The sequence below is a fragment of the Actinomyces urogenitalis DSM 15434 genome, assembly GCF_000159035.1.
GTDB classification, from domain to species: Bacteria; Actinomycetota; Actinomycetes; order Actinomycetales; family Actinomycetaceae; genus Actinomyces; species Actinomyces urogenitalis.
The window spans coordinates 1,064,666-1,085,664 of record NZ_DS999574.1; the positions used below are offsets into that span (position 1 = coordinate 1,064,666).

The 20,999-nt window shown below is 66.9% G+C and carries 18 protein-coding genes, 1 CRISPR repeat array and 1 riboswitch (1 of these 20 cut by a window edge); of the genes, 4 read left to right on the forward strand and 14 right to left on the reverse strand.

What is annotated here, in order from left to right; translation table 11 throughout:
- A CRISPR array of direct repeats spans positions 1–894; the repeat unit is 28 nt; unit sequence GGCTCATCCCCGCTCACGCGGGGTCGAC (it extends 4,993 nt beyond the left edge of the window).
- A 55-nt stretch (positions 895–949) separates the two neighbouring features.
- Genes cas2e through HMPREF0058_RS04630 form a run of 8 tightly spaced genes read right to left on the reverse strand, consistent with a single transcriptional unit; the run spans position 950 to position 10,076 of the window.
- Complete coding sequence (gene cas2e / locus HMPREF0058_RS11725; RefSeq protein ID WP_316262849.1) at positions 950–1,405, reverse strand: type I-E CRISPR-associated endoribonuclease Cas2e; 456 nt, start codon at positions 1,403–1,405, stop codon at positions 950–952.
- On the reverse strand, positions 1,330–2,274 hold the full coding sequence (gene cas1e / locus HMPREF0058_RS04605) for a type I-E CRISPR-associated endonuclease Cas1e (protein WP_034237046.1): 945 nt from the start codon (positions 2,272–2,274) through the stop codon (positions 1,330–1,332). The genes cas2e and cas1e overlap by 76 nt, the downstream gene beginning before the upstream one ends.
- Before the next feature lie 5 nt (positions 2,275–2,279).
- Positions 2,280–2,960, reverse strand: coding sequence for a type I-E CRISPR-associated protein Cas6/Cse3/CasE (cas6e, locus tag HMPREF0058_RS12015; RefSeq protein WP_081449152.1), 681 nt, complete (start codon positions 2,958–2,960; stop codon positions 2,280–2,282).
- Positions 2,951–3,667: a type I-E CRISPR-associated protein Cas5/CasD gene (gene cas5e / locus HMPREF0058_RS12020; RefSeq protein WP_081449153.1), complete on the reverse strand. Its 717-nt coding sequence runs from the start codon at positions 3,665–3,667 to the stop codon at positions 2,951–2,953. Before cas5e ends, cas6e begins: the two co-directional genes overlap by 10 nt.
- Positions 3,667–4,791: a type I-E CRISPR-associated protein Cas7/Cse4/CasC gene (cas7e, locus tag HMPREF0058_RS04615; RefSeq protein WP_006548545.1), complete on the reverse strand. Its 1,125-nt coding sequence runs from the start codon at positions 4,789–4,791 to the stop codon at positions 3,667–3,669. Before cas7e ends, cas5e begins: the two co-directional genes overlap by 1 nt.
- A gap of 1 nt (position 4,792) precedes the next feature.
- Positions 4,793–5,482 (reverse strand): type I-E CRISPR-associated protein Cse2/CasB, encoded by a 690-nt coding sequence (gene casB / locus HMPREF0058_RS04620; protein WP_034237044.1) that lies wholly within the window; start codon positions 5,480–5,482, stop codon positions 4,793–4,795.
- Positions 5,479–7,134 (reverse strand): type I-E CRISPR-associated protein Cse1/CasA, encoded by a 1,656-nt coding sequence (casA, locus tag HMPREF0058_RS04625; RefSeq protein WP_006548547.1) that lies wholly within the window; start codon positions 7,132–7,134, stop codon positions 5,479–5,481. The genes casB and casA overlap by 4 nt, the downstream gene beginning before the upstream one ends.
- Positions 7,131–10,076 carry a CRISPR-associated helicase/endonuclease Cas3 gene (locus HMPREF0058_RS04630; protein WP_006548548.1) on the reverse strand — a complete coding sequence of 982 codons (2,946 nt, stop codon included), beginning with the start codon at positions 10,074–10,076 and terminating at the stop codon, positions 7,131–7,133. The genes casA and HMPREF0058_RS04630 overlap by 4 nt, the downstream gene beginning before the upstream one ends.
- Positions 10,077–10,238: 162 nt before the next feature.
- Positions 10,239–10,314, forward strand: a riboswitch (ZMP/ZTP riboswitch).
- A 121-nt stretch (positions 10,315–10,435) separates the two neighbouring features.
- On the opposite strand from HMPREF0058_RS04630, the gene glyA reads away from it, so the two are divergent.
- Together glyA and HMPREF0058_RS04640 are read left to right on the forward strand one after the other, a co-directional pair.
- Positions 10,436–11,746 carry a serine hydroxymethyltransferase gene (gene glyA, locus HMPREF0058_RS04635; protein WP_034237042.1) on the forward strand — a complete coding sequence of 437 codons (1,311 nt, stop codon included), beginning with the start codon at positions 10,436–10,438 and terminating at the stop codon, positions 11,744–11,746.
- Positions 11,743–12,639, forward strand: a complete 897-nt coding sequence (locus HMPREF0058_RS04640) for a bifunctional methylenetetrahydrofolate dehydrogenase/methenyltetrahydrofolate cyclohydrolase (RefSeq protein WP_006548550.1) — start codon at positions 11,743–11,745, stop codon at positions 12,637–12,639. The genes glyA and HMPREF0058_RS04640 overlap by 4 nt, the downstream gene beginning before the upstream one ends.
- A 99-nt stretch (positions 12,640–12,738) precedes the next feature.
- Here the strand turns inward: HMPREF0058_RS04640 and HMPREF0058_RS04645 are convergent, their stop codons facing one another.
- A complete protein-coding gene (locus tag HMPREF0058_RS04645) occupies positions 12,739–13,647 on the reverse strand; it encodes a carbamate kinase (protein WP_006548551.1) in 909 nt (302 codons plus the stop codon).
- An 86-nt stretch (positions 13,648–13,733) separates the two neighbouring features.
- Positions 13,734–14,558, reverse strand: a complete 825-nt coding sequence (locus HMPREF0058_RS04650) for an exodeoxyribonuclease III (protein WP_006548552.1) — start codon at positions 14,556–14,558, stop codon at positions 13,734–13,736.
- 89 nt (positions 14,559–14,647) lie between these two features.
- Here HMPREF0058_RS04650 and HMPREF0058_RS04655 point away from each other — a divergent pair, with 89 nt between their 5' ends.
- Positions 14,648–14,929 (forward strand): hypothetical protein, encoded by a 282-nt coding sequence (locus tag HMPREF0058_RS04655; protein WP_006548553.1) that lies wholly within the window; start codon positions 14,648–14,650, stop codon positions 14,927–14,929.
- 5 nt (positions 14,930–14,934) lie between these two features.
- Here the strand turns inward: HMPREF0058_RS04655 and HMPREF0058_RS04660 are convergent, their stop codons facing one another.
- The 4 genes from HMPREF0058_RS04660 to galK all read right to left on the reverse strand — a co-directional run bounded on the left by HMPREF0058_RS04660 (position 14,935) and on the right by galK (position 19,611).
- Complete coding sequence (locus HMPREF0058_RS04660) at positions 14,935–16,260, reverse strand: ABC transporter permease (protein ID WP_006548554.1); 1,326 nt, start codon at positions 16,258–16,260, stop codon at positions 14,935–14,937.
- Positions 16,257–17,042: an ABC transporter ATP-binding protein gene (locus HMPREF0058_RS04665; RefSeq protein ID WP_169305822.1), complete on the reverse strand. Its 786-nt coding sequence runs from the start codon at positions 17,040–17,042 to the stop codon at positions 16,257–16,259. Before HMPREF0058_RS04665 ends, HMPREF0058_RS04660 begins: the two co-directional genes overlap by 4 nt.
- Positions 17,043–17,080: 38 nt before the next feature.
- Positions 17,081–18,145: an efflux RND transporter periplasmic adaptor subunit gene (locus tag HMPREF0058_RS04670; protein WP_040319524.1), complete on the reverse strand. Its 1,065-nt coding sequence runs from the start codon at positions 18,143–18,145 to the stop codon at positions 17,081–17,083.
- Positions 18,146–18,318: 173 nt separating this feature from the next.
- On the reverse strand, positions 18,319–19,611 hold the full coding sequence (gene galK, locus HMPREF0058_RS04675) for a galactokinase (RefSeq protein ID WP_006548557.1): 1,293 nt from the start codon (positions 19,609–19,611) through the stop codon (positions 18,319–18,321).
- A gap of 246 nt (positions 19,612–19,857) precedes the next feature.
- Here galK and HMPREF0058_RS04680 point away from each other — a divergent pair, with 246 nt between their 5' ends.
- Positions 19,858–20,985: a YihY/virulence factor BrkB family protein gene (locus HMPREF0058_RS04680; RefSeq protein ID WP_081449182.1), complete on the forward strand. Its 1,128-nt coding sequence runs from the start codon at positions 19,858–19,860 to the stop codon at positions 20,983–20,985.
- The last annotated feature ends 14 nt before the right edge of the window (positions 20,986–20,999 follow it).

Sequence of the window (20,999 nt, forward strand, 5' to 3'; positions counted from 1 at the left end):
AGGAGGTTGGGCTCATCCCCGCTCACGCGGGGTCGACGTCGTGGGCACGTTCGTCGCAGCCTGGCAGGCCGGCTCATCCCCGCTCACGCGGGGTCGACCACGCCAACTCCTCCCTAATAACGTGTGCGGGCGGCTCATCCCCGCTCACGCGGGGTCGACATCACCGCCGTCGTCTCCTTCGACACGCAGGCGGGCTCATCCCCGCTCACGCGGGGTCGACGGTCGAATCATCTAAAGGATGAAGCGGGCGTTGGGCTCATCCCCGCTCACGCGGGGTCGACGGCCGCGACCTCGCCACCAACTTCGCCGCCTTCGGCTCATCCCCGCTCACGCGGGGTCGACCGTCGGAGAGGATACGGATAGACAGAATCGCTGGGCTCATCCCCGCTCACGCGGGGTCGACCCGCAGGGTCCGGCCCATTGCGCGCTGTGTCGCGGCTCATCCCCGCTCACGCGGGGTCGACGCACGGCGACCATGGGTGGCACGTCCACGCTCACGGCTCATCCCCGCTCACGCGGGGTCGACTGTCATGGTTTCCTCATGAGCACAGCACCCGCCCGGCTCATCCCCGCTCACGCGGGGTCGACCGCCGTGATCAACGCGCTCATGGCCGATTCCGCGGCTCATCCCCGCTCACGCGGGGTCGACGTCACCAACCCGTTCAACCCCGCCACCCGGGGCGGCTCATCCCCGCTCACGCGGGGTCGACTCATCGGTCATCTCAGAAATGCCCGCAGCATCCGGCTCATCCCCGCTCACGCGGGGTCGACCTCGAAGGGTGCGCGCGACCCAGGCCTACCCGACGGCTCATCCCCGCTCACGCGGGGTCGACGCGAAGGCGGCGTAGTAGTACACGCTGAAGGCGGGCTCATCCCCGCTCACGCGGGGTCGACCCTTGGAAAACGCTGGAACTTCAAGCAAGCCAGTGAGCGTGTGGGCCGTATTCCTTTACTGCTGACCTAGAGAGCGTTCTGCGGAGTTCCGAAAACGCCGTCGTCGTGCTGCGATCGACCAGGACTCCTTGGCCGGCTTGACTGCTCCGGGTATGGCTGTCCAGCCCTCAGCGGCACGATAGGACGAACGCATCACCGTGCACCCCTCGATATCGATAGGTTCACGCTCATGCCCCAACGAGGCTACGGCGAAACGCTGTTCTGAACGGACCGACCAGATCAGGAGAGCGCGTCCGTCCCCGATGTAGGTCTGGACCATCTCCCACAGGTGCTCGCGCACTCGCGCGGACAACCGCCCGACGAATACTCCTGGAGAGACCTCCAGGAGCCATCTGGTCACGGCGCCGCGAAGGGAGGCTGGAGCGGCCGAGAGAATCAGGACGACCACGATGCATCCATCCCGATCGCATAATTGGCTCCACCTGCGACGGACTGCCGTTGGTAGTCCCACAGCGAGACGACATTGACGGTGAGATCCTCAGTATGTTCTTGGCCGAGAAGCCGATAGATGTCCGAGACGGAACGCTCAATGACATGCCGCTCGAAGATCTGGTCCCGCACACGACGACGCGTTGTTGCCGAAAGATCTTCCATACCTTCAGCAACAACGTCGAACGCCACGGGAATCGTCACCTCTGCCTTGTACAGGTCAGCAATGTCGTAGACGAACGATCGTTCGTGGCCGGTGTGGACAAATCCAAGGCCGGGAGAGCATCCGAGGGCCACGATGACCGCGTGCACGACTCCGTACAGGGCCGCGTGTGCCGCAGAAAGCGCCTGGTTTATGGGATCAGAGGCTTCGAAGTCGTCCGGCCGGTAATCACGGCGTGTCCACGGAACGCCGGTGCGACGGGAATGACTCCGGTAAATCTCGCGAACGCGTGCGCCTTCCTTTCCGCGAAGCTGCTGCATTGTCATGCGACTGACATCTTCATTCGCGAATCGCATGCAATACATCTCGCGAGCCACACGAAGCCGCTTCTGTGGCGAGGAAACTCTTGCAGCTTGCTCGAGAAGAAGACGAGTCGACGTAGCCAGGGAACGTCCGTGCGCGTAATAACGCACACCTCGCTCACCGACCCACACGGCAGTGGTACCGCACTCTCCGAGGAGCATCATGGCTTGGTGACTGACTGATGTTCCAGGACCGAAGAGGATCGAGGTCAGCGAGGCAGCCGGGAGCCGGATGATCCCCTTGTCATCCCTCGCCGTCACCGCGCCGTCCTCACGATGGACGACGCAGTGCTCCAGATAGAGAAATGACAACCGGTCCTGGACGCGGGGCAATGCGGAGACCGGAGCAGGAAGCACCCGCACCATGGTGGTTACCGCACTTTCGCGAGTGTCATGAGACCACAACCGTAGGCTTTGGAACGGCCAATGCCGGATATGAGCGCGGTACGCAGGAGATCAGGATCAGTGACCTGCAGAAGGCCTTCAAAGACCGTTCGGTTAATCGTCACGCGGTCCCGTCGTCCCTGTTCTGGATTCGACCGACCAAACACAGGCCGTGCCCGACGAACCACCGTCAGCGAGGACCCCACTGACTCCGCAGCCCCGTTAACTGGAAGCATGCGGAAACCATGTGCCGCCGCTCGCGAGAGCAGCCACTGGCGTTGCTGCTCGAGCGTGACGTGCCCTTGTCGTTTGCCTCGAACACCGATGCCCTGCGAAATCGCTCGGGAAGGGTTGGCGGCTAGGCGGAACGCCCACACCTGATGCTCAGTCAGCTTGCTCAGGAATGGCTCATAATCAAGGGTTCGGGCCTGCGCCCCGATGCGAGCGGCCTCGTCGAGGAACTGTGAGCAGTCGGGCCTTGACGGGGTCAGGAGGTACAAGGACATCGTCGAGGATGCCTCATCGACGCGCCACAATACGCGGCCTGGTCCGCTGGAGGCAGTTGCTCCGGCAGCCTTGAGAACGACGGCGTGCATCACCTGAGGGGAGCCGAGGTACCGGCGTGCCTGTCTCCTACTCGGGTCGAGCTCGATCTTCGTCAGGAACACCTTCCCGCCTCCTCGATATCAGACATTGGGTCGTGGCTGTCGGGCCGATCGCTGTCACCGACAGGCACGAAGAGCCTCTCGACTTCCCGAGCTTGGTAGTCACGTCGTCGCGGATCGAAGGAGACGGGGGAGTCGAGCGTTGTGTATCCGGAGCCTCGCTCATCTGGAGCTAGAGAGGCAGCATCGATGACGATCTCGGCGCGGAAGCTGTTGTCTTGCCGTAGGCGGAACCAATCTGCGGCCTGCCACGGCTCATCCGTGAGTGCCTGCAGTAGAGAGGCATGCCGGATACCAAGAGACAACGGTTGACTTGGCGGACAGGAGCGCCGCCCCAGGTAGAGAGGAAACACGGGGTGACGAACAGCTACGTCAAGGCCCTCGAGCAGAGTCTTCTCTCCCTCGATGGCCGCGAGATAGACGGCGTCGGCAAGGTAGTACCGCTCAGACAGCGGCATGCTTTGCTTGCCGTCCAGCGTTCGAGCGGTGTGGAAGTCACGCAGCACGGTGCCGGGTTGGTCCTTGCGGACTCCGAAACGTAGCGACAACAAGTCCTCAATCGGATCAGTCCGACGCCGTCCGACGGCGGCAGCCAGCATTCCGATGACGCCGCTCTTGGTGGGAGCGAGTTCAGTCCCACGAACAGTGAATCTGGACTTGACTCCCCACGACTGCAGAGGTCCAGCAAGTCGAAGGAGGAGGACAGACATCAGCTGTGCTCCGGGGTAAGTCCGTGAGCAGCAGCCTCGCACACCTTTCCAGGCAGGTCAGCGAAGGTGATGCGCTCGCCGAGGCTTGCGAGCTCTGGGACATCAGCGAGGGAGACCACGAACGAGGCCTGAGGCTTCAGCCCAAAGTTCTCCTCGATCGTGTGCTCGTACCTAGCCAGGGCCTCGACTGAGCGAGTCAGGAAGCCGTCGGACTCGGTGGTGCGGACGGGCTTCTCGAAGGCACCGACGAGTGAGACCGGCTGGTCGTCCCGCACCGAGACAACCACCGAGTCCGGCAGCGTCCTGTTGGCAAAGGTGTTCTGCTTCCCAGTGGGCATCGACAGGCAGAAGCCCTCAAGAAACACGCTCAGGGCTCGCAGAGCCGCGTCCCGGTCTCCCAGGTTCTCGACCAGCATGTCAAGGTTGACGGTCGCGTAGCGATACATCGTTGCCGAGGAGAACTCGACGGTTCCCATCATTCCAGCACCGGCGTCCTCTTCCATCGCACGTGACTTCTCGTCATCGACGGCGGTGAAGAAGTCATACTCGTTTTCTGCGGCGTGAGTCGAGATGGCGTGCGCGACCTGGCATGCAGCATCGACGTTGAGATCGGCGTCGTCGGCGACCATTCGCCCAAACAGGGCGATATCAACCGCATGCTCTTCCTTGAAGATCTTCTTTGTCTCCTTCGGGTCGATCTTCTCACCTGCGTGAGCAGCGCGGGTAGCCATCTCGGCCAGGCGATTGATCTGACTGGTGGACAGGAAGAGAAGATAGCCAGATTCAGCGGGTGCGTCCTTCTTGCCGCGAGGTGGCGCGACCTTGATCTTGGCTGCGGAGAACACCTGCTCGGCTAGAGCGAGGGCGGAGTCGGCAAGGTCGGGAGCGATCGCGCTGATCCGGTCTGCGAGGAGCTCAACGACTCGTTTGGTGCGGATGCCGACGTCAGTAGCATCGAGGTGCTCGTTGAAGTAGAGACGAGTGGCGCGCTTCCAGGACTGGCTCGAGACCCGCAGGCGTCGAACACCGCCGTAGAGAGCGGACTTGGGAGAGCCCGAGTCATCTCGGTTGACGCACGAGGGCGGAAGGCTCTGAATCAGGTGGATGTCGACGAAGGTGCTCATATCAGTGCTCCAAGGTTGAGTGGGAGTCAGTGGAATCGGTGTTGTCAGGGGTAGGGGTGTGCTCAAGGCCGGCGTACTGCCTCGCCCAGGTGAGTCGGACAGTCTTGGCGCCGTCCGCTTGTTGGAAACGAACAAGCTCGTCAGCTAGCGCTGCGTAGTCGAGTGGAATACGGCGAGCGCGCAGCTGCGAGACGAACGCCTGAAGGTGATGCGTCAGTTCGCTCGTCGTCGTCGAGGTCACGAGTGCGTTGAAACGTGCTCTGGCAGAGGACAGCTCGTCGTCAGGAGGCCCGATCAGGGTGCGGGCGGCCTGGCCGAGGCCTCGGCCAGGAACATGCATCGGTTCAGTGCGTGACTGCTGGTGGATACCATAGAGAGTCATCGCCGTGTGAACAGCGATTTCTTCTCTCGTCGGAGCGTCGCCGTGTCCGGGTGGCACCGGGCACTCGGTGAGCGCCCACACCTCGGGCAACGCACCAGGGGGCATGCGGGCCGCCCGACGCAAGGCAGCGAGCTCTGCTCTGCCGGAGGACTCTCCGCCGCAGTAGCGCTGCTGGAGGCCTCGTGGTCCGCCCAGCCGCCTTTCGACCAGGGAACCTTCCCGGCGCAGTGGTCGGCGGCGCCGTGTGGCGGAATCCGACGGGCCGCTGGTGCTCTCGGAGGGCTGAGGGTCTGAGATGGGTGCTGTCATTGATCTGCCCTTTCATCGTCATGGGCTGCGGGGATCTGGGAGCCTGGCCTCGGCAGGACTTCTGCGAGCTTTCTGCGGAAGAAGAACAGCGCTCGACCGACGTCCATGCGGGATGTTCCGTCCCCGCGGCCTGTGAATGCCGTGCTGGGTGCGTTCTGTGCGAGATGCTCAGCCTGGCGATGTGCCTCCGAGCGAAGGACCTCCCGCCATTGCTCGGCAACGGACTCGGGGTCCGCGTCTGCGATGTCAGCGAGCCACCGGGGGAAGCGCTCATCAATGGCTTGGTAGAACTGCGCTCCAGCCCGTTGACGGGCGGCAGAACTAGTATCGGGGCTTCCGCCAGCAGCACGGTCCAGGTTGGCCGCGAGGTTTCTCAGTGTTCCCGCCGCCTGCTCAGTGACCTCAATAGCGTCGCTCACCAGGGTCAGGAGCCGTGTGTTGTCCCGGCCGAGCAGGGCCGAGGGCACATGAAGAGTGTCCTCGACGAGCTCAGTAATCACGGCCTCCTGGGCGCCGTATTCCATACCGACGGCGTGGATTGGTAGAAGCTTGCGAGGCGGAATGACGCGCTGATACATGAGCCGCTGATAGAACGTGATCACTGCCGGCGGGAGGAAGCGACTGACCTGGCCCCCGGCTTTGGTCGACACCATCGGGCTGAGATGCGGGACGACCGTCGGGAGACCACGCCACATCGCGCGATCCGTTGGGAGCTTGCGAGGCATGTAGACCGTCGCCTTGGCCTTCTGACTCTGGGGCTCTGAGTAGCGCCAGGCTGTGAGGGGCTCGACGTGCTGCCGGTTTTGTGGCGTCGCCTTGTCTCCATTGCCGAGGAACAGGGAGGTAACCTCCTCCTTGCCGTGGAGAAGAACGCGTCGGGTTTGCCACGTGTAGCAGGACACTGGTCCAGTGGGCTGCTTTGACGCGGACCCTCCCGGTCCGTCTGCGGGGCGCTCCCACGGCGGTAGGTCTCGCGACAGGTCGACTTCCTGCAGCCCTTCGACGCAGTTGCACACCACGGTGTTGAGCAAGAGCGTCTGCTCGAGGTTGTCGCCAGCCAGCGTGATCGTCCCGATCTGTCCCGTCCAACCTGGTCCGATGGGATATCCCTTCCCATTTCTTACCTGAGGGTCCCCAACGGCGCCAGAACGGATTCCTGAAGGATCGAAAGCATGGACATGGATGAGCCAACGTGCTGCCTCGGCCCAGGTCATCTGGGACAAGCCCTCACCCATCCGGGTGGTGAAGAACGGATGCCCGTTCGGGATGTCTGCGATTAATGACTCTAGGCCGGAGCTCTTCCCTGAAGCAGTGTGGATACCGGCAACCTGGAAGAACGGCTGCTCGGGATCGCGCAGATCGAAGCGACTGCGGAACCGCTCCAGGTAGGTCGATGCGTCCTGTCCGAGGCTTCCTGGCGAGCTCCAGTATTCTCTCCAGACCTCGAGATCCTCTGGTCCGTCCATCGTCCTGTGGCAGATCGCCAGGAGTAGCCGAAGGATGGCGATGTTCTGGCTGGCGATCTCGCCGTGAATGCCCTCGATCTGTGTAGCGTCGCGAAACAGCGTCAGCAGCGATACCTCTTCTGACTCACCGCTCAGCCAGGTCACGCGGATCCAGGGTTCGTCAAGAAGATTGAAGCTCGGTGTCATCGGGGTGAGACCTCCTTGAGACCCGTAGACGAGGAGTACTCGAGCGTGATGCCTGCCAGGGTGGCTCGGCCGTGTTCCAGGGGGAGGACTAGCTGGCCAGCAAGCTCAGGAATACTCTGCCAGGCAGGTACGAGCCGTGTCTCGAGTTCGGAGATCACGGTGTCGATCACGCGAGGGTTGGAGAGCCGAGGAGGTAGCCGTACCGCGGACATCGCCATAGCTCGTGCGACTTTGGGCTCAGGAGCGTCGTCGTCAGGAATCGGGAGAGCCGGTGCTCCTGCCGTCGGCAGCGTGTAGAGACCGACCTGCCCGCCCTGCCGTCGAGCGTCGATGAGGATGACCTCGAGAGAGTCCTCGCCGTCGCGTACCTGGGCACGCCCCTTCTCATCATTGTCTAAGGCTGCGGAATGCAGCCATCCGATCAGCGACGATGCGCAGGACGCGCGTGGAGGTGATGACAGGAGGAAGGTCCGTGCGGCATCGGTCTTCGCTCTCTTGAGCTCGTCAGCCTTGCTCGCGGCTTCCGCGAGCGCTTTGTCCCAGGCTGGAGGAGTGGATACCAGCTCTCCGTAGACACCCTCGATCAGGGCGTGCACGTCCTGCGGGATGCGTACTTCTCCTGGTCCTTCCATGACCTTGTGCAGCACGGCAGCGCTGCGCAGCAGGTCCAGGGAGCCGTAGATCGCCTGAGCGCCGCCCTCCAAGGAGGGGCTCTCCGATGTCGGCGTCGGCAGCCAGTCAACGAGGCAGGTCGCCTCTGTCAGGCTTGCGGGTCGAGGTCGTTCATGGCGATGAAGACGTCCCATGCGCTGGAGGATCAGATCGATCGGCGCCAGATCGGTGATGAGCAGGTCGAAGTCGACGTCGAGAGACTGCTCGACGACCTGCGTTGCTACGACGACGGCGCGATGGGGACGGTCAGGGCCGCTGCGGGGAGGGCCGAACTTCTTCAGCAGCTCGTCGTCCTTGGCGAGCCTGTCACCGACCGTGAACCGTGCGTGGTGGACGCTCACCTCCTCTCCGAGCTCTGAGCGCAGCAGCTCGTAGGTCTCCTGCGCACGGCGCACTGTGTTCCTGACGACGAGTGCGCACCCGCCGTCGGACAGTGCCATACGCAGGGTGGGAACGAGCTGGTCCCGTCCGAGCCGATCAACGTGCACGCGGGCCGTACGACCGGCCGATGAGGAACCGACGACGCGGGATCCTGCCAGTCCGGTGGAGACCAGACAGGGGAAGGGCGTGCTCAGAGGATCTGGGGACGGGTGTCGTGGCACCCGCTGACCGTCGGCTAGGGCAAGCCCGTGCCGGTAAGCGGAGGTGAGCTCGGCGCAGCGCGCCTGCGAGAGTGTCGCCGAGAGCAGGATGACAGGTACCCCGTAAGCGGCGAGCCACGTCAGAGCGCGGTCAAGGTAGACGTTCATGTGTGTGGAGTAGGAGTGGACCTCGTCCACGATGACCACTTTGCGGGAGAGACCAAGATGACGCAGTGCCAGGTGTGGGGACCGCATCGCGCCGAAAAGGAGGTGATCAACGGTGGTGACGACGAAGTCAGCCAGCATGGCCTTCTTGCGTCCGTTAAACCACGCGCCGATCGCGATATCTGCGCGCCTGCCGTGGGAGCTGTCGAGCTCGCGACCGGCGCGCGCCTCGATCTCGTCCCAGCCGATCTGACAGGGGTGGGGGAGTGTCGAGTCGTCCCCACCAAGGGAACCGAGAAGCTGGCTGCGCAGCTCATATCCGCGGCGGCGGAGCTGACCTGCCTGCTTGTTCAGACGCGCACGGCCGTGAATGAGCTGGACCGCGAAGGTCGATGGAGCGCCGTCAGAGGCATATGCCTCCTCCAGGCTCTCCAACCAGGACAACTCTCGGGCGAACATGGCGTCTGTAGTGGCTTGGGTGGGAAGGGCGAAGAGCACCCCTGCACGTCCGCTGCGCGCGGCGAGCACCTCTGCCGCCATGAGTGCAGCCTCGGTCTTCCCACCACCGGTGGAGTCCTCGATGATGAGCATGCCTGGCATGGGCATCGTTCGGGCCATCTCGACGGCACGAGTCTGAACCTCGGTGGCCGTGGACCCTTCCGGCAGTGAGAACCGGTGTCTCAGGGTGTCGCTGACGCCAGCCTCCTCGTCCCTGGGCCTCCATGGTGCCGGAAGCTCGATTCGGGCCAGTCCTTGTGTGACGCGCTGGCGGTGTCGGTCAGGGGCAAGAAGGTCTCGGCCGTCGTCGTCGGCAGAGACAAGAGGGAAATAGTCTTCAGTGGAGGCCAGCCAGTCAGCAACGATGACCAGACCGGACAGAATGACCAGGAACGGCTGGGACCACGTGCGCTTAGACCAGTGGGCAAGTAATGAGCTGACCTCGCAGTGCTCCGTCACCAGCTCGAGCAGCTCGTTCTGGACCGTGGTCCACGTGCCGGTGCCGATGAGCGGCTCGCGTCCCTCGCTCTCCTGCAGGCTGGCGTACGTGGGCGGGATGCCATGGTGAGCTCCGACTATGCAGGCCAGTGCCTCGGCGGACTCGAAGGACCATCCGTGAACGTTCTCCAGCCATTGCTGAAAGATGCGATGTCCGGCTAGACCGTGGGGGACTTTACGGCGCTCGAGTGGATCTACTGGGACGCGCTCGAATCCGGACTCGCACATGCGGTCGTACAGCTCAGGAACCTTGCTGGCGAACGCGGGGGAGGCCTTGCCGATGTCATGGACGCCCGAGATCCATGCGGCTAAGGCAGTGAACTCCTCAGAAGGGGACAGGCCAGATGGGGACGTGGCGAACTCGCGGTCGATGATCGAACAGATCGATGGGGAGAGCCAGTTCTTGGCGAGGTGGCGGGAGACGGCGGCCGTATCAAGAAGATGGATCGGAAGTGGAAGCCATCTTTCGCGCTCAGGGTTGTAGCCAGATTTCGCCCAGGCTGCGGCGGCAGTGCTCGACAGGTTCATAGGGACTCCTTCGTCGTTCGGGTGCCACGATATGACCTGGCGCGAGCTGGGATGAGCCGGCATAACGTAACGGCGACACCGTTCACCCCGCGTCAGCGGGGATCTGCGCAGGCGAGGTGCTGAGACTTCTCACCCTCGCCTGCGCTCTTGGACGTACCATGGCCCCGTCGTCGTGACTGGCGTTTGGGTGGACCACCACCGGGGAGCGGCGATCGTGCTCACGGCCTGGCCGTCCACCAGCCTGGCTGGAGGCCTGCCGTACCCGGCCACGAGCACGCACCTGTACCTGGTCGCCCGCCTGGGCCGAGGTCGACGCCCCGCGCGGTACGCCGCGCTCAGACAACGCACCGAGGAGAACCATGACTGGTCCCGCCGCCACCTCACTCAACGCCATGCCGCTGGCCGAGCTCGACCCTGAGATCGCCGCCGTCCTGGACGGCGAGCTCGCCCGCCAGCGCGAGACCCTGGAGATGATCGCCTCGGAGAACTTCGTTCCCCGCGCGGTCCTCCAGGCCCAGGGCTCGGTCCTGACCAACAAGTACGCCGAGGGCTACCCCGGCAAGCGCTACTACGGCGGCTGCGAGGTCGTCGACGTCGCCGAGTCGCTCGCTATCGAGCGTGCCTTGAAGGTCTTCGGTGGTGACTACGCCAACGTCCAGCCCCACTCCGGCGCCCAGGCTAACGCCGCGGTCCTTCACGCCCTGGCGCAGCCGGGTGACACCATCCTCGGCCTGGCCCTGCCCCATGGTGGCCACCTCACCCACGGCATGAAGATCAACTTCTCGGGCCGCCTGTACAACGCCACCGCCTACGGCGTGGACGAACACACCCACCGCATCGAGATGGACCAGGTGCGCGAGGCCGCCCTGCGCGAGCGCCCCAAGGTCATCATCGCCGGCTGGTCCGCCTACCCCCGCCACCTCGACTTCGAGGCCTTCCGCTCCATCGCGGACGAGGTCGGTGCCTACCTGTGGACGGACATGGCCCACTTCGCCGGACTCGTCGCCGCGGGCCTTCACCCCAGCCCCGTCCCCTTCGCCGACGTCGTGTCCACCACGGTCCACAAGACCCTCGGCGGCCCGCGCTCGGGCATGATCATCTCCTCGCGCGGTGAGGAGCTGGGCAAGAAGCTCAACTCCGCCGTCTTCCCCGGCCAGCAGGGTGGCCCGCTCATGCACGTCGTCGCCGCCAAGGCGGTGGCCATGAAGGTCGCCGGCACCGAGGAGTTCAAGGACCGCCAGCGCCGCACCGTCGAGGGCGCCGCGATCCTGGCCGAGCGTCTCCTGCGCGAGGACGTGGCCAAGGCCGGCATCACGCTGGTCACCGGCGGTACTGACGTCCACCTGGTCCTCGTTGACCTGCGTGACTCTGCCCTGGACGGCCAGCAGGCCGAGGACCTCCTCCACGCCGCTGGCATCACCGTCAACCGCAACGCGGTCCCCTTCGACCCGCGTCCGGCCCGCGTCACCTCGGGACTGCGTATCGGTACCCCGGCGCTGGCCACCCGCGGCTTCGGCGCCACCGAGTTCACCGAGGTCGCGGACATCATCGCCACCGCCCTCGTGGCCGGTGCCGCCGGCGCGGCCGACGACGAGCTGCTCGCTGGCCTGCGCGCCCGCGTCCAGGCCCTGACCGAGGCCTTCCCGCTCTACCCGGGGCTGGACCAGTGAGGGCCCCCTGGACCGGCGCCGCCCAGGTCCTGGACGGCAAGGCCACCGCGGCCGTCATCAAGGCCGAGCTCAAGGAGCGTGTGGACGCCCTGCGGGAGCGCGGTATCACCCCGGGGCTCGGGACCGTCCTAGTGGGTGAGGACCCCGGTAGCGTCAAGTACGTGGCCGGCAAGCACGCCGACTGCGCCGAGGTCGGTATCGCCTCCATCCGGGTGGACCTGTCGGCCAGCGCCACCCAGGCCGAGATCGAGGCAGCGGTCGATCGTCTCAACGCCGACCCTGCCTGCACCGGCTACATCGTCCAGCTGCCGCTTCCCAAGGGCGTGGACACCAACGCCATCCTGGAGCGGATCGACCCGGACAAGGACGCGGACGGCCTCCACCCGACCAACCTCGGGCGCCTGGTCCTGCGTGGCTCTGAGCCGATCACCTCGCCTCTGCCGTGTACCCCGCGTGCCTGCATCGAGCTCATCACCCGTCACGGGATCGCTCTGGCGGGCAAGGACGTGTGCGTCGTGGGTCGAGGCGTGACCGTGGGCCGCTCCATCGGCCTGCTGCTCATGCGCAAGGACGTCAACGCCACCGTCGACGTCTGCCACACCGGCACCGCGGACCTGGCTGAGCACGTGCGCCGCGCTGACGTCGTCATCGCCGCCGCCGGCTCGGCCGGGATCATCAGCCCTGACATGGTCAAGCCCGGCGCCGTCGTCCTGGACGTGGGCGTGAGCCGCGTCGTGGACCCGGCCACCGGTAAGGGCCGGATCATGGGAGACGTGGCCGACGGCGTGGACCAGGTCGCCTCGTGGCTCTCACCGAACCCCGGGGGAGTGGGACCCATGACTCGCGCCCTGCTGCTGGCCAACGTCGTCGAGACGGCTGAGCGGCAGGCCTGAGACAAGCCTGAGAAACAGGCGGCGCCGTCGTTCCTGCGCTGAGGGACGACGGCGCCGCTCGTCCTCTCGGCCAGGCAGGGCCAGGTGGCCATGGCCGGCTCAGCCAGGCACCACCTGGGTCCCGGCCCGTCCCGCCACGATCTGAGCGGCCTGGCCCAGCGCCCCGATGACAGCGCGCCCGCCGGTGCGCTCGACGAAGGAGGCACACGCCCGCGCCTTGGGGCCCATCGACCCCTCCGGCAGCCCGAGGGCCCGTAGCCGGGCCGGAGTCACCTGCTCCAGCAGCTGTGCCTCGGCGGTCCCGTAGCCCTCCACCACGCCGGGCACATCCGTGAGCACAATGAGCAGCTCGGCCCCGATCTGCTCGGCCAGCACCGCGGAGGCCAGGTCCTTGTCCACCACTGCCTCCACGCCCTCGTGCGTCCCGTCCTCCCAGGTGCGCACGGCAACGCCCCCGCCACCGGTGCACACGACGACGGCGCCCTGGTCGAGCAGGCGGGCGACGACGTCGGCCTCGAGCACGGAGCGGGGCTCAGGGGAGGGGACCACGCGGCGCCAGTGCTCACCGTCGCGCGCCATCGTCCAGCCGCGCTCGGCGGCCAGCAGCCGCGACTCCTCCTCGCTGAGCACCGCGCCCACGAACTTGGTGGGCTGGGCCATCGCCGGGTCAGCGGGGTCGACGAGGGTGCGCGTGAGCAGCCCCGCCACCGCACGCCCGGGCAGGGCGTCAGACAGCGCCTGGGTGATCCAGAAGCCGATCATGCCCTGGGTCTGAGCCACCAGGGTGTCCAGCGGGTAGACATTCGCCGGTAGGTCCGAGGAGGCTGTGGCTGCCGCGAGCAGCCCGACCTGTGGTCCGTTGCCGTGGGTGATGACCAGCTCGTGGCGCGCGGCCAACGGCGCCAGCGCAGCGACCGCCAGGCGTACCTTGGCCACCTGGATCGCCGTGTCGGGCGTCGCGCCGCGAGGAAGCAGAGCGTTGCCACCCAGCGCGAGGACGATCCTCATACCAGTCCCTTCTTCCGGCACCTACTCACCAGGAGCCACCTGAGCGCAGCGCCTGCCAGCCTGCTGGATCGTGCGGGTGGCTGCGCCTAGAGCTGGTACTCCACCACCAGCGGAGCGTGGTCGCTCCACTGCTCGGCGTAGGAGGCGGCGCGGTCGACGACGGCGCTCACCGCCCGGCCGGCGAGGGATGGGGTCGCCACCTGGTAGTCGATGCGCCAGCCGGCGTCATTGTCAAAGGCCTTGCCACGCTGGGACCACCAGGTGTAGGGCCCCTGAGCCTCAGGTTCGAGGTGACGAGCCACGTCCACCCACCCAGAGGCGAACCAGCCCTCTAGGTGCGCGATCTCCTCATCCAGGACACCGGCGACCTTGTTGTGGTTCGGCTTCCAGTTCTTGATGTCCCGCTCGCTGCGCACCACGTTGAGGTCACCGGCCATGACCACCTGCGGCCCGCCGGCCTGGGCACTGGCCAGGAGCTCACCCATCCGGGTATCGACGAGCTCCAGGTGGGCGTACTTCTGGTCCATCTTCTCCGTGCCGATCTGGCCCGAGTGCAGGTAGGCGGACACGACGGTGAGGACGGTCTGAGCATCGGCGTCGGCCAGGTCCACCTCCAGCCAGCGCCCGGAGTCCACGTCCGGCTCCTCGGCCTGGCCAGCCACGCCGTAGCGGGACTCGCCCAGGCGGACCGGCCCGCCCTCGCGCACGGCGACGCCCACCCCAGCGCGCCCCTTGATCCGGCAGGGCCAGATCAGCGAGGAGTAGCCGGGCAGCAGGGCCGCGGCCGTCTCCTCGTCCGCCCGCACCTCCTGCAGCAGCAGGACGTCAGGAGCTGAGGCCTCCAGCCAGGTCCCCATGCCCTTGCGGGCGGCGGCCCGGATGCCGTTGACGTTGACAGTGGCGATTCGCATGCGACCAGACTACGTGGCCCCACGCCTCCTCCAGAGGCAAGCAAGTCATAGAATCGTGCTATCCCGAGGCCGGCGAAGGCGAGGAGACCATGAGGAGCAACGAGACCAGCGCTGCCACCCTCGCGCAGGCGGAGCTGGAGCGCGCGCGGCGCACTGACACCCGCGGTAAGCGGATGCTCATCGCAGGCCTGGTCATCATGCTCGCCGCGGCCCTGTTCCCGGTCCTCGCCTCCTGGGCGCTCGACGGCGAGGCCGCCACAGCACTGTGGCTCGCCTCGATGCCCCTGTGCCTGGCCGGGGCAGCGCTCGCCGCCGTGGGCCACACGCGCCGTCGTAGCGTCTCTAGCCTGCTGCGGGAGGACTGGGGCTGAGGCCGTCAGATCCTGATGGCGTCGATCGGGCGGATCCGCACCGCCACGATCGCCGGGATGATGCCGGCCAGCGCCCCGACCCCGCTGGCTGCCGCCAGGCCGATGAAGGCCGCGGACATCGGGAAGGGCGGGCGGTTCGTGATCTCGGTCTGCATGAGGGTCTCCAGGGGGATCACGCGCATGGCGATGATGGCGATGATGATGCCGACCACGCCGGCCACCACCGTGGCGACCACGGACTCCAGCATGATGGAGAAGAAGATGCGCCGGTTGGTCGCCCCGAAGGAGCGGCGCACACCGATCTCGTGGATGCGCTGGCGCACGGTGACCAGGGAGATGTTGATCAGTCCTAGGGCGCCCAGGACCATGATGAAGACGCCGGCCCCGGTCACGGACAGGGTGAAGACCCGGTTGAAGTCCTCGGACTGGCCGAAGTCGTTGTCGTAGACATTGGTCGCCCCGCGTCCGAAGACGCCGTCGAAGTAGGTCTTGGCCAGCGCGGTCATCTCCTTGCTGCGTCCGGCACCCGCCCACACCTCGAAGGTGGGCTCCTCAGGCTGGACGGTGGCGGGCAGGAGCCTCTCGAAGGGCTCGGCCAGGACGAAGGCCTTGAGCTCCTCGCGGCACACCATCTCCCTGTCCTCCCCCTTCGTGCAGAACTGACCGCCGTCGGGGTCGGCGGGCAGGACGCCCACGACCGTGTAGGTGGCCTTCATCGGTGCCAGGCCTGTGACCTGGACCGGCTCGGTGAGGGAGTCGATGCCTAGCTGGGTCAGCAGCGAGCGGGAGACGACGATGCTGGGGGACAGGTCGTCAGCGTCCTCGGCCCTGAACCAGCGGCCCTCGGCCAGCTGGGTGGGGTGCAGGAGGCCGTAACCGGGTGAGACCACGGTGGTGGACACCGCCGCAGGCCCGTCCGCCAGGCTCAGACGCAGGTTCTGGGAGTAGCTCGTGGCCCACCGCGTGATCTCGTAGCGGCTGACAAAGTCCGTGCGGGCCGCGGCCAGACGAGCCTTCGTGTCCGTGCCGGTGTCCTGGGCCGGGTCCTCCAGGCCAGCCGCGGCGTCGGCGTCCAGGACGCCGGAGGAGCCGTCCTGCGTCCCGGTGGCAGGCGAGACCATGATCTGCACCGTGCCTGGGCGCCCGGCCCACTTCTCCATCAGGTCCTGCTGGACCGCGGAGGAGACCTGCCCGAAGGCGATGATGAAGGTCATGGCGGCTACCGCCACGGCCACGCCGATGAGGGAGAGCATGACGCGCAGCTTGCCGATGCGCAGCTGGGCCCAGGCCTCAACGAGGGCGCCGACGACGCCGGTGACGAACCCGTTCATGCTGGCACCTCCTCCAGGGTCTGGAGCGAGCCGTGCGTACGACGCTCCACGCTGATGGGCGTCAGGCGCCCCTCCTCCAGCCGGTACTGCGTGCGCGCCCGGCTGGCCACGGCCAGGTCATGGGTGATGATGATCAGAGCCGCGCCGGTCTGCGCGCACTGAGCCTCCAGCAGGTTCATCACCGAGGCGCCGGTGTCCACGTCCAGGGCGCCGGTGGGCTCATCGGCCAGAATGATCCGAGGCTTGCGGGCCAGCGCACGTGCGATGGCCACGCGCTGCTGCTCGCCTCCGGACAGGCGGTTGATAGGCCCACCGATCTTGTCCTTCAGGCCGACTGCCTCCAGCAGCTCCTCGGCCCGGGCGGTGCGGCCCCAGAAGGCCAGGCCCCGGTCGTAGAGCAGAGGCGCAGCCACGTTCTCCGTGGTGGTCAGGCCGGGGATGAGGTTGAAGGTCTGGAAGACGAAGCCGAAGGTACGCCCGCGCAGGTGCGCCCGGCGGGACTCGCCCAGCGTCGCCGTGTCCACCCCGTCCAGCAGGTAGCTGCCGGCGCTGGCCTGGTCAATGAGGCCCAGGATGTTGAGCAGCGTCGACTTTCCGGTTCCCGAACGCCCCACGATGGCCACGTGCTCACCGGGGTAGACGTCCAGGTTGACGTCGGTCAGGATGTGGAGCGGATCGGCGTCGGGCACCTCGAAGGTGCGGGCAATGCCGCGCAGGCTGAGTACCGGCGCGTGGCCGGCGGGTGGTGCCGGCAGCAGGTCAGTGGCCTCCTGCGCCTCCAGCGGCTCCGGCGGTGAGGACGGCGTCGGGGCAGAGGTGGTCACAGGATCTCCTGACCGTTCTCGTCGTAGCAGACGTAGTCGTCACAGGTGTTGGGCTCACCTGTGCGGGTGGTGTCCTTGCCCGGAACGAACAGGAGGATCTCCTCGCCCTCGCTCAGCCCCTCGGTGACCTGGATGTTGACGCCGTCATTGATGCCGAGCATGACCTCACGCTTCTCGGCCTTCTCGGGCGCCTCGGGGTCGGTGACCACCCAGACGTTGCCCTTGGTCGTCGAGCCCTCGACGGCGGTGACAGGCACCAGCAGCGCCCCGGTGGCTGAGCCGGCGTCGATACCGATCGTCACCGGCAGGCCGGGGAAGACCTTCTGGTCACCCGGTACCGGGCAACGTACCTCCACGCTCGTGCCGTCACCGGTGGTCGTGGTGACGTCTCCGGAGGTCGGGTCGGTCGTCGTCGAGGTCCTGGCCTTGGTACCGATGCTCAGCCCCTGGCACTGGAAGGGCGCCGGGCCGCCCTCGAGCGTGAGCTCGGCCGTGGTGGGAGCGTTGGTCAGCTGGTACTGCTGGGAGGGCGTGATGGTGCCGGTGGCGGAGAAGGTGCCCGGTGCGACGGTAGCGACCACCATGCCGACGTTGGTCTGCTGGTCCTTGATGACGTTGAAGGAGACGACGCCGGCTGCCGGGGCGTAGACGACGGCGCGCGTGACCTTGTCTGGCTGGGGCACCTCACGCGTGGTGACCATGCCCTCCTCATCGGTCTCCTCGATGACCTGAGGGTCCTGCGCCTCGGTCTTGACGATCGTCAGCAGCGGCGCCCCCTGAGTGACCGTGGCTCCCTTGTCCACGGCGAAGCCCTCGATGACGCCCTCCAGGGTCGCCTGCGCCTCCAGTGCGGCGTCCTCGACGATCTGTCCCTTGACGTCGATGGTGTTGGAGATGTCGCCGAGCGTGGCGGTCGTCGTCTGGGTGCCGACGCTGAAGCCTGGGGTCGGGCCGGCGGAGGCACCCTCTGTCTGGCTGGGGAAGAAGGCGATCTTGGTCAGTGCCACGGCGATGACCAGGGCGATGAGGATCTTCAGGGCGGGCAGGACGTAACGCTTCACGGGTGCCTCCACCTAGGGCAAGAAGGGACGGGAGTCAGCGGCAGCATAAATAACGCTCGTCCCTCCAGGGCTCATCCTTGAGGAGGAGCTGCCCCTGAGACTCATCACCCGTGGGGCTCAGGGATGTGCCAGGCACATCCCTGAGCCCCACGGGCTGGACAGATCGCGATGGCTCAGGCCAGGCGGCCAGCCGGTGCGGAGGGCACGGCGTCCAGGAAGGCCGGGGCACCGAAGCCTTCACGGGCATAGGCCTGGACGACGGCGCGAGCCACCTGCTCGACGGCGTCGGCGTCCACCAGCGCGATCGCGGAGCCGCCAAAGCCGCCACCGGTCATCCGGGCCCCGTACGCGCCGGCAGCGCGAGCAGCGTCGACGGCGACGTCGAGCTCGGGGCAGGTGCACTCGTAGTCATCGCGCAGGGAGTCGTGGGAGGCGTTGAGCAGCGTGCCGACCTCGGCCAGCTTGTCACCGGCCAGCGCCTGGCCGTCGCTGAGCAGAGCGACCAGGTCCTTGGTTCGCTGGATCTCCGTGACTACGTGACGGGTGCGCTTGACCAGCTCCGCGCCGTCCTCGCCGCTGGCCTCCAGGCGCTCAAGCGCCTGGGGAAGGGCCTCGGGTGAGACCTCGACCAGCAGGTCCACCCCGAGCAGCGAGGCAGCCTTCTCGCAGGCCGCGCGCCGTGAGCCGTACTGGCCGTCAGCGTGGGAGTGCTTGGCCTTGGTATCGATCACCAGCAACGCGAGCCCTGCACCCGCCAGGTCGAGGGGGACCTGACGCACCTGGCCGCTGCGGCAGTCCAGCTCCAGGGCGTGCCCGGCCTGGCAACGCAACGAGGCGGACTGGTCCATCCCTCCGGTGGGGGCGCCGGCCATCTCGTTCTCCGCGCGCACGCAGGAGGTCACCAGCCGCTCGCGCCCGGCGTCATTGGGCTCCTCAGCGCTTCCTGCCAGTCCCAGGGCGTTGACCTCATCCAGCGCGACGACGGTGGCTCCCTCCAGGGCCGCCGAGGAGGACAGCCCGCCGCCCAGCGGCACGCAGGAGTACAGCGCTGCGTCGAAGCCGCTGACCGGTCCCAGCCCGTCCTGCTCCAGGGCCCAGGCCACGCCGGCGACGTAGGCGTTCCAGTGCCGGACCTCGCCCGGGGTGCCCTTGGGGCCGATCTGGTCCAGGTCGAGGACGTCGATCGTCTCGCGCGTCTGGGGCGAGACCAGGCGGATGGTGCGGTCCTCACGGCGACGCAGCGCCATGTGGGCTCGGTGCGGCAGGGCGATGGGCAGGGCCAGCCCACCGTTGTAGTCCGTGTGCTCGCCGATAACGTTGACCCGCCCCGGCGCGTACCACACGCCGTCGGGTTCACAGTCAAAGGCCTCGTGGAACAGTGCGGTGGCGGCAGCAACTCCCTCGTCGGGGGACAGTGCGGGGGAGAAGACAGGGTCGTGGGGGGCGGATGTGCTCTCGTAGGACATGGCTTCATCCTGCCAGATCAGGACGGGGACCGTACGGCCTGTGGTCCCCTCCTGCTCTGCCCGGCGTTAGAGTGGGGCGGCCACCCTCCTGCTGGCCCACCTGACCGTGCCCGCTCCCCACTCTGCCAGGAGACCTCGATGGATGCTGCTCGTGCCCAGGACCGTTCCGCCCCCGACACTCCGCCGGAGGGCTGGGGTGAGCCCGAGCGCGCTGAGGACCAGGAGCCGCGTGGCGCCGTCGGGCGCGTGCTGAAACGTGTCCAGGCCGTGCTGGAGTGGTGGAACCGAAGCCGGCTAGGGCGGATGCTGGCGCGTTACGGCAACGTCCGCGGTGGCCTGCTGGCCGGAGGTATCGCCTACACCGGGCTGTTCTCCGTCTTCGCGGGACTGGCCATCGGAGTCAGCGTCCTCATGGCGACCATCGGCCGCCACCCGCAGATCCGCGACGCGGTCCTCGACTCCATCGGCAGCCTCCTGCCTGGTGTGGTGGACGATGGCAGCGGCGGCGGACTGGTGAGCATCGACCAGCTCACCCTCGACTCCGCCCTCAACCTCGGCTCCGTCCTGGGTCTGCTCACCATGCTCTACTCCGCGATGGGACTGATGGGGGCGCTGAAGAACGGGGTACGGGCCATGTTCGGCATCGTCACTCTGCCCCACAACCCGGTGGTCAACCAGCTGGCGAACCTCGCCGGCTTCCTGGTCATCATGGTGGCGGTGCTGGCCACGGCCATGGCCTCGGTCCTGACCAGCGCGGTAGCCGGAGCGATGGACTTCCTGCCCTCCTGGCTGTCGGGGCCAGGGGTCAAGGCGGCCACGCTCGCGCTGTCCTTCCTCATTGACGCCGGGGTGCTGGCACTGATCATCCGCCTGTCCGGACCACGTGTGCCGCGCCGGGACCTCGTGGCTGGTGCGGCGATCGGCGCGCTGGCCTTCGGAGCGCTGCGCCAGGTGGGAACCAGCGCAGTGGGCTCAGTCTCGAGCAACCCCATGCTGGCCTCCTTCGCAGCGCTGGTGGTGCTCATCCTGTGGCTCCACCTGGCCAGCCGGGTGGTGCTGTACGTCTGTGCGTGGATGGCCAATCCGCCGCGGCCCCAGGCCGTTGACCACCCTGACGAGCTGCATGCCGGCCAGACCCCCAACTACGTCACGCTCTCGGTGCCTGCCACGCTGGCCTGGCCGCGTCAGTCGCTCACCGGCACCCTCGAGGTCGACTCCACTGCCCACCCCGACTACGTGCCTCCGGTGGCGCTGGAGGAGGCGGAGCCGGAGCCGGGCGGAAAGCGAGGGCTGCGGGCGCGCCTGACCCTGTGGCGCTACCACCGCGCCCAAGCCAGGGCGCAGGCGCACCTGGCCCGATATCGTGAGCTCTAGCCTGCGGTCGCCTA

Excerpts from the sequence above, each read along its gene's own strand:
- HMPREF0058_RS04655 (WP_006548553.1), top strand. The coding sequence starts at position 14,648 with ATGAGGAGCAACGAGACCAGCGCTGCCACCCTCGCGCAGGCGGAGCTG.
- HMPREF0058_RS04660 (WP_006548554.1), bottom strand. The coding sequence starts at position 16,260 with ATGAACGGGTTCGTCACCGGCGTCGTCGGCGCCCTCGTTGAGGCCTGG.
- glyA (WP_034237042.1), top strand. The coding sequence starts at position 10,436 with ATGACTGGTCCCGCCGCCACCTCACTCAACGCCATGCCGCTGGCCGAG.
- HMPREF0058_RS04650 (WP_006548552.1), bottom strand. The coding sequence starts at position 14,558 with ATGCGAATCGCCACTGTCAACGTCAACGGCATCCGGGCCGCCGCCCGC.
- casA (WP_006548547.1), bottom strand. The coding sequence starts at position 7,134 with ATGACACCGAGCTTCAATCTTCTTGACGAACCCTGGATCCGCGTGACC.
- cas7e (WP_006548545.1), bottom strand. The coding sequence starts at position 4,791 with ATGAGCACCTTCGTCGACATCCACCTGATTCAGAGCCTTCCGCCCTCG.
- casB (WP_034237044.1), bottom strand. The coding sequence starts at position 5,482 with ATGACAGCACCCATCTCAGACCCTCAGCCCTCCGAGAGCACCAGCGGC.
- galK (WP_006548557.1), bottom strand. The coding sequence starts at position 19,611 with ATGTCCTACGAGAGCACATCCGCCCCCCACGACCCTGTCTTCTCCCCC.
- HMPREF0058_RS04645 (WP_006548551.1), bottom strand. The coding sequence starts at position 13,647 with ATGAGGATCGTCCTCGCGCTGGGTGGCAACGCTCTGCTTCCTCGCGGC.
- cas5e (WP_081449153.1), bottom strand. The coding sequence starts at position 3,667 with ATGTCTGTCCTCCTCCTTCGACTTGCTGGACCTCTGCAGTCGTGGGGA.
- HMPREF0058_RS04630 (WP_006548548.1), bottom strand. The coding sequence starts at position 10,076 with ATGAACCTGTCGAGCACTGCCGCCGCAGCCTGGGCGAAATCTGGCTAC.
- cas1e (WP_034237046.1), bottom strand. The coding sequence starts at position 2,274 with ATGGTGCGGGTGCTTCCTGCTCCGGTCTCCGCATTGCCCCGCGTCCAG.